Origin of the sequence: Bacillus cereus group sp. BfR-BA-01408, from assembly GCF_022663305.1 — a bacterium.
In the GTDB taxonomy this organism is placed as follows: Bacteria; Bacillota; Bacilli; order Bacillales; family Bacillaceae_G; genus Bacillus_A; species Bacillus_A pacificus.
The window spans coordinates 1-6,758 of the sequence record NZ_JAKUFF010000129.1 but is presented as its reverse complement, the minus strand read 5'-3'; the positions used below and the strand labels follow the sequence as shown (position 1 = coordinate 6,758).

Sequence of the window (6,758 nt, the reverse complement as noted above, 5' to 3'; positions counted from 1 at the left end):
TGAATATATCGACTTACCGACAAAAATTGACAACAATAACACCCCATCTTATATGCAAAGCTCCTGAAAAACAACGATTCCGCCCGCGCCAATTGAAATTTCACGAAATAAAAAAGCGAGCCATTTCTCAATGACTCGCCCTCACTCTATTATTTTTTCTTCACCGGTATCCAAAGTTCCACTTGAGCGAACTCACTTTTATCTTCGTGGCAACGCTCATCGTATAGTTCAAACTCTGTAACGCCGCAATGTTCATAGCCTGAATGGGGGAACCATTCTGAGAATACTGCGTTCCAGGTTTGGTGAATAGACGACACCATTTCTTCATGAGGAACTTTCGGCGTTGTAAATACTGCATATGTAGCCGATGGGAACGTACGCTTCGCAATTCCATCTGGTACATTTTCAAAGTCTGTAACTTCCATTCCAATAATATACGTGAAGTCCCCTGTTTCTAAATTAAAATCAGTACATAATCCAAGCTCTACCCATTGGCTCGTATCTTTACGATTCGGAATTGTCGTTCCAAGATCTTTTTGTAAATATTCTTGCCAAAATGCTGGAATGTCTTGATGGTTTTTCCCTTCTTTACTTGTCGTCTTCAGTTCATAACCCGCCACTAAAAATTCTGGTTTATTTACAATACGATATTCCATTTGTATGCCTCCTAAATACGGATTTAATTTTCTTTGCTTTACATTCACGCTGGAATACATCGGTGTTTCTATTTCTTGCTTTCGATATTCACTCGGTGTCATTTGAAATAATTTTTTAAAGGCTCTCGTGAACGTTTCGTGAGATTGAAAGCCATGCTCAAATGCGATATCAATAATTTTTTCATCCGTATGAGAAAGTTGATAAGCTGCCCGGGCTAGCCTCCTCTTTCGAACATACTCCATTACCGTATCACCTACTAACGCCTGGAATACACGATGAAAATGCGACTCAGAAAAACCTGCAATACGCGCTAAATTACGCAGCGTCTGTTTTTCCATTACATCTTCCTCAATATAATCAATGGACCTTTGAATTTGTGTTTCATAGCTTTCCATCTCTGTTCACCCGCCTTATATGTATTATGATAAAAGAGAATCTTATCCAATTCTTGACGTTTTTTACTATAATTTTAAAAACAAATGTAACTTTTTTATATGTATTTCGTTGTTATGTATGAAGGGAGGGAAATTAGTGAAACGTAAACAATCATTAGAAGACATTTATACAGAGCATATGCATGATTTATTTCGCTATCTTCTCTCCCTCACCGGAGATTCTCATTTTGCTGAAGATCTCATGCAAGAAACCTTTTACCGAATGCTCGTCCATATTGACTATTACAAAGGCGAAGAAATTAGACCGTGGTTATTTACAATTGCCTACAACACCTTTATCGATTGGTATCGAAAAGAGAAAAAATATAAAACAACTACAGTGGAAGAATTCCATTTACCAAACGTACCAAGTACAGAACATGAATATTTCGTAAAACATGAGATTGCTAGTTGGTTAGACAGTTTATCTTCTCTTCCGCTCGAAAGACGAAATGTTCTGTTACTACGAGATTACTACGGATTCTCGTATAAGGAAATAGCAGAAATGACCGGTCTCTCATTCGCGAAAGTAAAAATTGAATTACACCGCGGACGAAAAGAAACGAGAAACATAAAGGAGTGATATAGATGGGTTGTGCAGCATTTAAAAAACTATGGGAGAAATACGAAAACGGAACACTCACGCATGATGAACAAGAGCTGTTAGAAAGTCATATTGAGACATGTGAAGAGTGTGAAGCTTATTTAGATGAGTTGCTTTTGAAGAATGAACCAATAAAGAAAAGACTACCACCACAAAACCTGAAAGTCCCGTTTTGGAAAATAAAATGGAAACAACGTTGGCAAACCGTTAGTTTTGTCCTTGCCGTTTGTATTGCAATCTATTTTGTCGGCCATTTTTCGTCTTCTCTTTACTTCTATAATATGAAAAAGTTAGTCGAAGTAGATGAAATTCCAGCACTCGCACTAGAAGCAACCATTCCAAATAGTCGTTCCGCTGGAGGCAGTACAAAGATTAAACCCTTTTTCCGTACAGAAAATGAAATGAATTTAGTTAAAACGGTCGGCAAAAAAGAAATTCCAATTGGTACAGTAACAACGCGTAGCTTCTTATCATCTGTAACTGTCAAAAATAAATCATGGGAAAACAAACCCTTTTCCAAAAAACTTTCCTTTGTTCACCCAAAAATCAAGCAAGATGATCATTTGAAAGAAATATCTAAAAAAGTTTGGGATACACTCGGAAAGATACATGAGGGCACCGTTGCAGAAGTAGCGATATCTTTTGACAAACCTTACACGTTACAGGAAGTAGAATCCCTTTTATATAGCGTATTTGAAGCACAAGAAATGCCGCCAACTCCTTTATGGTACGCTTTAGACACAGGGCAAGAAAGAATAGATGAAGAAGATTTTATCTTGCATAGCGGAGAGGTTATCGGATTTCCAGAACATATAAACCTCCCTGATAGTGAAGCAGAACGACCGAAGACAAAAGAAGATGAAGTAATCGAAATGATGCGCATTCTTTCTACACATAAAGAAACTGTAAGTAAAACTACTCGGACTCCTGAAAAAGAACTAAACTTAGATAAACGCTATGAGTATGTAAAAGAGAACAGTGTAAAAGTATACGGGATCGTCATTACCGGACCGTCGAAAGAGTTATTAAAATTACAAAACTCGCCTCACGTTCGTTATGCGACTCTTGGAGATATTGAGGTTTGGAATTGGTTTAATCAGTGATGTAGGAAAAGTAGAGCATCTAGGGGTGATGCTCTACTTTTTTAATCCGAAACCACCTTCACATACATCCCTCTCACCGCTTTTTCATAAGCAATCTCACTCATCTTCCTTATGTTTTCTGACACAACAGACGATGGAACGACTTCCCCTTCACGAAGTAACGACGGATCAATAAGACGGACTTTATTGTTCTGATATAAATCATAATCATTTCTATCTTCTTTTACTTTTACATTCGGATGAACTTTGCTTACTAAAGCATGTACTTCCGGATCACTACATTGCTGCAATTTCGAAATTAGCTCATCATCTTCAAGAAGAAAATCATCTGCGTGAATAACCTTTTTGTGTAGAGCTAACTTTAGCGTTTTTGCTAACATATCATTTCCGTAACTATTCATTGGTTGCATAAAGAAATCGATGACTTCTTTGTAATACGTTTCTGTAAACCACTCTGCCATTTCGATGTTTTGAAGGACCATTTTTCCGTTTACTTCAATTACATCTTCTAAAAAACTGTGAGCTTCTTCTAAAGAAATATACCCATATGTATACATATCTCGTAACGTATAATCCACTCGATCTGCGCATAATTCGGGCGCTGATCTTTCCAATAACGTCCACTTCGAATCATCTAACAAAATCTCTTCATAGTTATAGCCATACTTCGCAAGAATCGCTGGAATTTCTGAGTGTTTCACAACAGAACTAAATATCTCTTCATGATAACTTTCATTTCTATTATCAAAAACGTAATCAACCACATGGGAGAAAGCAGTATGCGATACATCGTGCAGTAAACCTGCAATTTGCTCTTCTACTGAACCACCTAGCTTTTTAACTAACAACATAACACCAACTGAATGATCAAAGCGCGTTACATTCCATTCCTTGTTCACTAAATAACTTGCGCCAGTTTGATGAATACCTTTTAGTCTTTGCACAGACTTACTTAAGATTAATTCTTCTACCACTTGATCCACTTCAAATTCTCCGTATAGTACATCTGATATGATCACTTATAATCCCCCTTTATCTTATAATCCTAACTCTTTTATGAAATCGACACCAATACAATATTAAATTCAAATATATTGATATTGAATTTTAAATGTTGTATATTATACATGTCTGTTATTTGTTTTAATTCATTTATTTTTATTGAGTGCTCCTTATATGGAGCCTTTTTTATTTGTAAGAATAGAGAGCCATTAGCTCTCTATTACATACACTTATTCAAACGTAACATCCACCTGTACAACCTCAGATCTACTTCCAAGTCTAAGCGGTGGTCCCCAAAATCCAAAACCAGAAGAAACAATTGCGTGGAATGCACCTTTTTGTGCGTATCCCCAGTCTAGTTCGTACATTCTTCTCGTTACAATATGATTTGGCGCCATTTGTCCGCGGTGCGTATGACCGGATAATAGTAAATCTACGCCAGCATCCGCTGCTTGTTTTAACTCGAATGGTTGATGATCCATTGCGATAACTGGCATCGTTTTATCTACCGCACTCATAAGATTTTCAAAACTTTGGCGATCTCGCTCAGTTTTATCTCTTCTTCCAACGAGATAAAACTGATCTTCAATTGTAATTACTTCATCTAATAAAATGCGAATATCAATCTTATCCATCTCTTGTATAAATTCTGGAACTGCTCGCCCGTAATATTCGTGGTTTCCTAACACACCATATACGCCTAGTGGAGCTTTCATCTGTTTCATAATATGTCCCATATTTTTTTGAATGAACACACCTGGATGATCATCGATAATATCTCCTGGCAGTAAAATAATATCAGGCTCCATTTCATTTACATGATGGACAAGTCTTTTTAAATGCGAAACGCCAGACAATTTACCAAAATGCATATCAGAAGCCATTGCAATGCGTAAGCTTTTACGTCCCTCTACTTTTTTCGGTATGTGCACCTCGTATTTTCTTACTACCGTGCTATATGCGTTGAATACTCCGTACGCAAAGATTAAAATAAATGCAGCTAACACAGCCGCCCCTGTCCAAATAATTGCCGCTTCTTTCTCCACTGAAAACTGTAAAAGAAAGACCATAATATTAGCTAAAGGCAATAGCATAAGCGCGTATTGTATAACCGCAAACCAAATCGAACCTATCGTTCGTAGAAATGGCAAAAACTTAAACACTTGCACGAGAATGTACGCATATGAAATGAAGCCAACAACGAAAGCGTAATATCCCCAAGACTCCCAGCCAAATACCGTATGAAGCCAAACCCATCCGTTCCAGCCGATGTAAAACATAAGTAGTGTGTATACAAGTAACATAGTAAATATATTGAAATAACGACGATTCTTCACAGCGTGCCTCCTTATGTATTTCTTCTATTATATCTTGTTATGCACGTTAAACGTAAATATTAAGCACTGCAATCTTCACAATAAAAACCCCTAATTGCTAGACGCAAATCTAACAATTAGAGGTGCAATTCAAAACAACATTCCTTTTACAGATTTTCGTTATAGAAACTTGTTAATTTTTCAACCGCAATTTTTACTGGTTCTGGTTGATCATATAAATCGTAGTGACTCGCACCTTCCACAACAAGTAAATCTTTCTTCTCTGAGGCTGCTTTCTCATAAAGCTCATGACCATCTTTATAAGAACCGAATGCGCCTTGCTTGCTGCCGACAATAATTTGCAGCGGCTGCGTTAATAACGTATCTGCTAAATGGAACGCATCAAAACCAATTACCGATCCCATACTTGTAAAGTTTAATTTGTTTGGAGAGTTCACACTTTGACCTCGCGGCGTTGTGTAATACTCAACCGCTTCTACAATATCTATATCCGTCATACCTGCTGCCGCTAACTCTTCCTGATTTTTAGGAATCCAATTTGTAATCATTTCTTCTGCTCCGCGCGCTTCAGCAGTACGTTGTTTACCAATTGCCTCTAACACACCAATCGGGTTAGACTCACGATTTAAACGGCCGATATTTGCACCAACAACTGTACCAACCGCTTTAATACGGCGCTCTGTCATCGCAGCATTTACCGCATAACCACCGCCTGCACAAACCCCTAACACACCGATACGTTCTTCATCTATATAAGGTAGGGTAGTTACATAATCTACCGCTGAGCGAATATCCTCAACACGCGCAGCTGGTTCCTCAATATATCTCGGTGCCCCTTCACTTTCACCTTGATATGATGCATCGAATGCAAGCGTTACATAACCTTGTTCTGCTAACTTTTCCGCATACAATCCTGCTGTTTGATCTTTACAGCTACTACCTGGATGCACACAAACAATCGCTGCATTTTGTTTCTTTTCCTCAGCACCTTCGGGAATGTTCAAAATACCTGCAACTTGTAAACCTCTTGCATAAAATCGTACATTTTTCTTCGTAACTGCCATATATAAAACCACCTTTATCTCATTTTTAATTTTACACTTGTGAGAGTTATTACTCACGTGTATATTTATAATAAAGCGAGCAACCACTTGTTTCAATGACCACATTTACGCATTTGGGTCATAATACACACATACAGAAATATGTGTATCAACAACGGAGGAACCCATATGGAGAAAATCGATCGAAGAATTATAAAATCACAAAACGCCATTCAATCGGCATTTATAGAAATGTTAATTATAGATGGTTTCGACGAAATTACAGTAAAAAACATTACCGAAAAAGCAAACATCGGGCGAAAAACTTTTTACTTACACTATCTAGATAAGTACAATTTATTAGATAAAATTGTGGACGATCATTTAGACCAATTAAAAGAAATATGCTATGAGAAACAAAACAAAGGGTTTATAGAAGGAACGATCATATGGTTTGAATACTTCAAAGAACATAAACCATTTTTCGCGGCGTTATTTAAAAGTAACAGCACATTATCGTTTCAAAAAAAGTTATTAACTTTCATCATGGGTGAAATAGAGAAAAAGTTAAACACAAA

General features: G+C 37.2%; 7 protein-coding genes. 3 read left to right on the top strand and 4 right to left on the bottom strand.

All coding sequences use genetic code 11. From position 1 onward, the window contains the following. Positions 1–149 precede the first annotated feature (149 nt). Entirely contained in the window at positions 150–1,052 is a 903-nt protein-coding gene (locus tag MR083_RS25745) for an AraC family transcriptional regulator (protein WP_000446828.1), read from the bottom strand. Between the two features lie 118 nt (positions 1,053–1,170). On the opposite strand from MR083_RS25745, the gene MR083_RS25740 reads away from it, so the two are divergent. Next, positions 1,171–1,674, top strand: coding sequence for an RNA polymerase sigma factor (locus tag MR083_RS25740; RefSeq protein ID WP_116733398.1), 504 nt, complete (start codon positions 1,171–1,173; stop codon positions 1,672–1,674). A gap of 5 nt (positions 1,675–1,679) precedes the next feature. After that, a complete protein-coding gene (locus MR083_RS25735; protein WP_000501637.1) occupies positions 1,680–2,798 on the top strand; it encodes an anti-sigma factor in 1,119 nt (372 codons plus the stop codon). Positions 2,799–2,839: 41 nt separating this feature from the next. On the opposite strand, the gene MR083_RS25730 is transcribed toward MR083_RS25735, so the two are convergent. The 3 genes from MR083_RS25730 to MR083_RS25720 form a co-directional block, all read right to left on the bottom strand. After that, positions 2,840–3,817 carry an HD domain-containing protein gene (locus tag MR083_RS25730; protein ID WP_000587058.1) on the bottom strand — a complete coding sequence of 326 codons (978 nt, stop codon included), beginning with the start codon at positions 3,815–3,817 and terminating at the stop codon, positions 2,840–2,842. A 213-nt stretch (positions 3,818–4,030) separates the two neighbouring features. Further along, positions 4,031–5,137 (bottom strand): metallophosphoesterase, encoded by a 1,107-nt coding sequence (locus MR083_RS25725; protein ID WP_242270049.1) that lies wholly within the window; start codon positions 5,135–5,137, stop codon positions 4,031–4,033. Between the two features lie 146 nt (positions 5,138–5,283). Further along, positions 5,284–6,201 carry an alpha/beta hydrolase gene (locus MR083_RS25720; RefSeq protein ID WP_061183266.1) on the bottom strand — a complete coding sequence of 306 codons (918 nt, stop codon included), beginning with the start codon at positions 6,199–6,201 and terminating at the stop codon, positions 5,284–5,286. A gap of 168 nt (positions 6,202–6,369) precedes the next feature. On the opposite strand from MR083_RS25720, the gene MR083_RS25715 reads away from it, so the two are divergent. After that, positions 6,370–6,758, top strand: a 389-nt coding sequence (locus tag MR083_RS25715) for a TetR/AcrR family transcriptional regulator (RefSeq protein WP_242270048.1), incomplete at its 3' end; no start/stop codon positions are given.

Excerpts from the sequence above, each read along its gene's own strand:
- MR083_RS25735 (WP_000501637.1), top strand. The coding sequence starts at position 1,680 with ATGGGTTGTGCAGCATTTAAAAAACTATGGGAGAAATACGAAAACGGA.
- MR083_RS25740 (WP_116733398.1), top strand. The coding sequence starts at position 1,171 with ATGAAGGGAGGGAAATTAGTGAAACGTAAACAATCATTAGAAGACATT.
- MR083_RS25720 (WP_061183266.1), bottom strand. The coding sequence starts at position 6,201 with ATGGCAGTTACGAAGAAAAATGTACGATTTTATGCAAGAGGTTTACAA.
- MR083_RS25745 (WP_000446828.1), bottom strand. The coding sequence starts at position 1,052 with ATGGAAAGCTATGAAACACAAATTCAAAGGTCCATTGATTATATTGAG.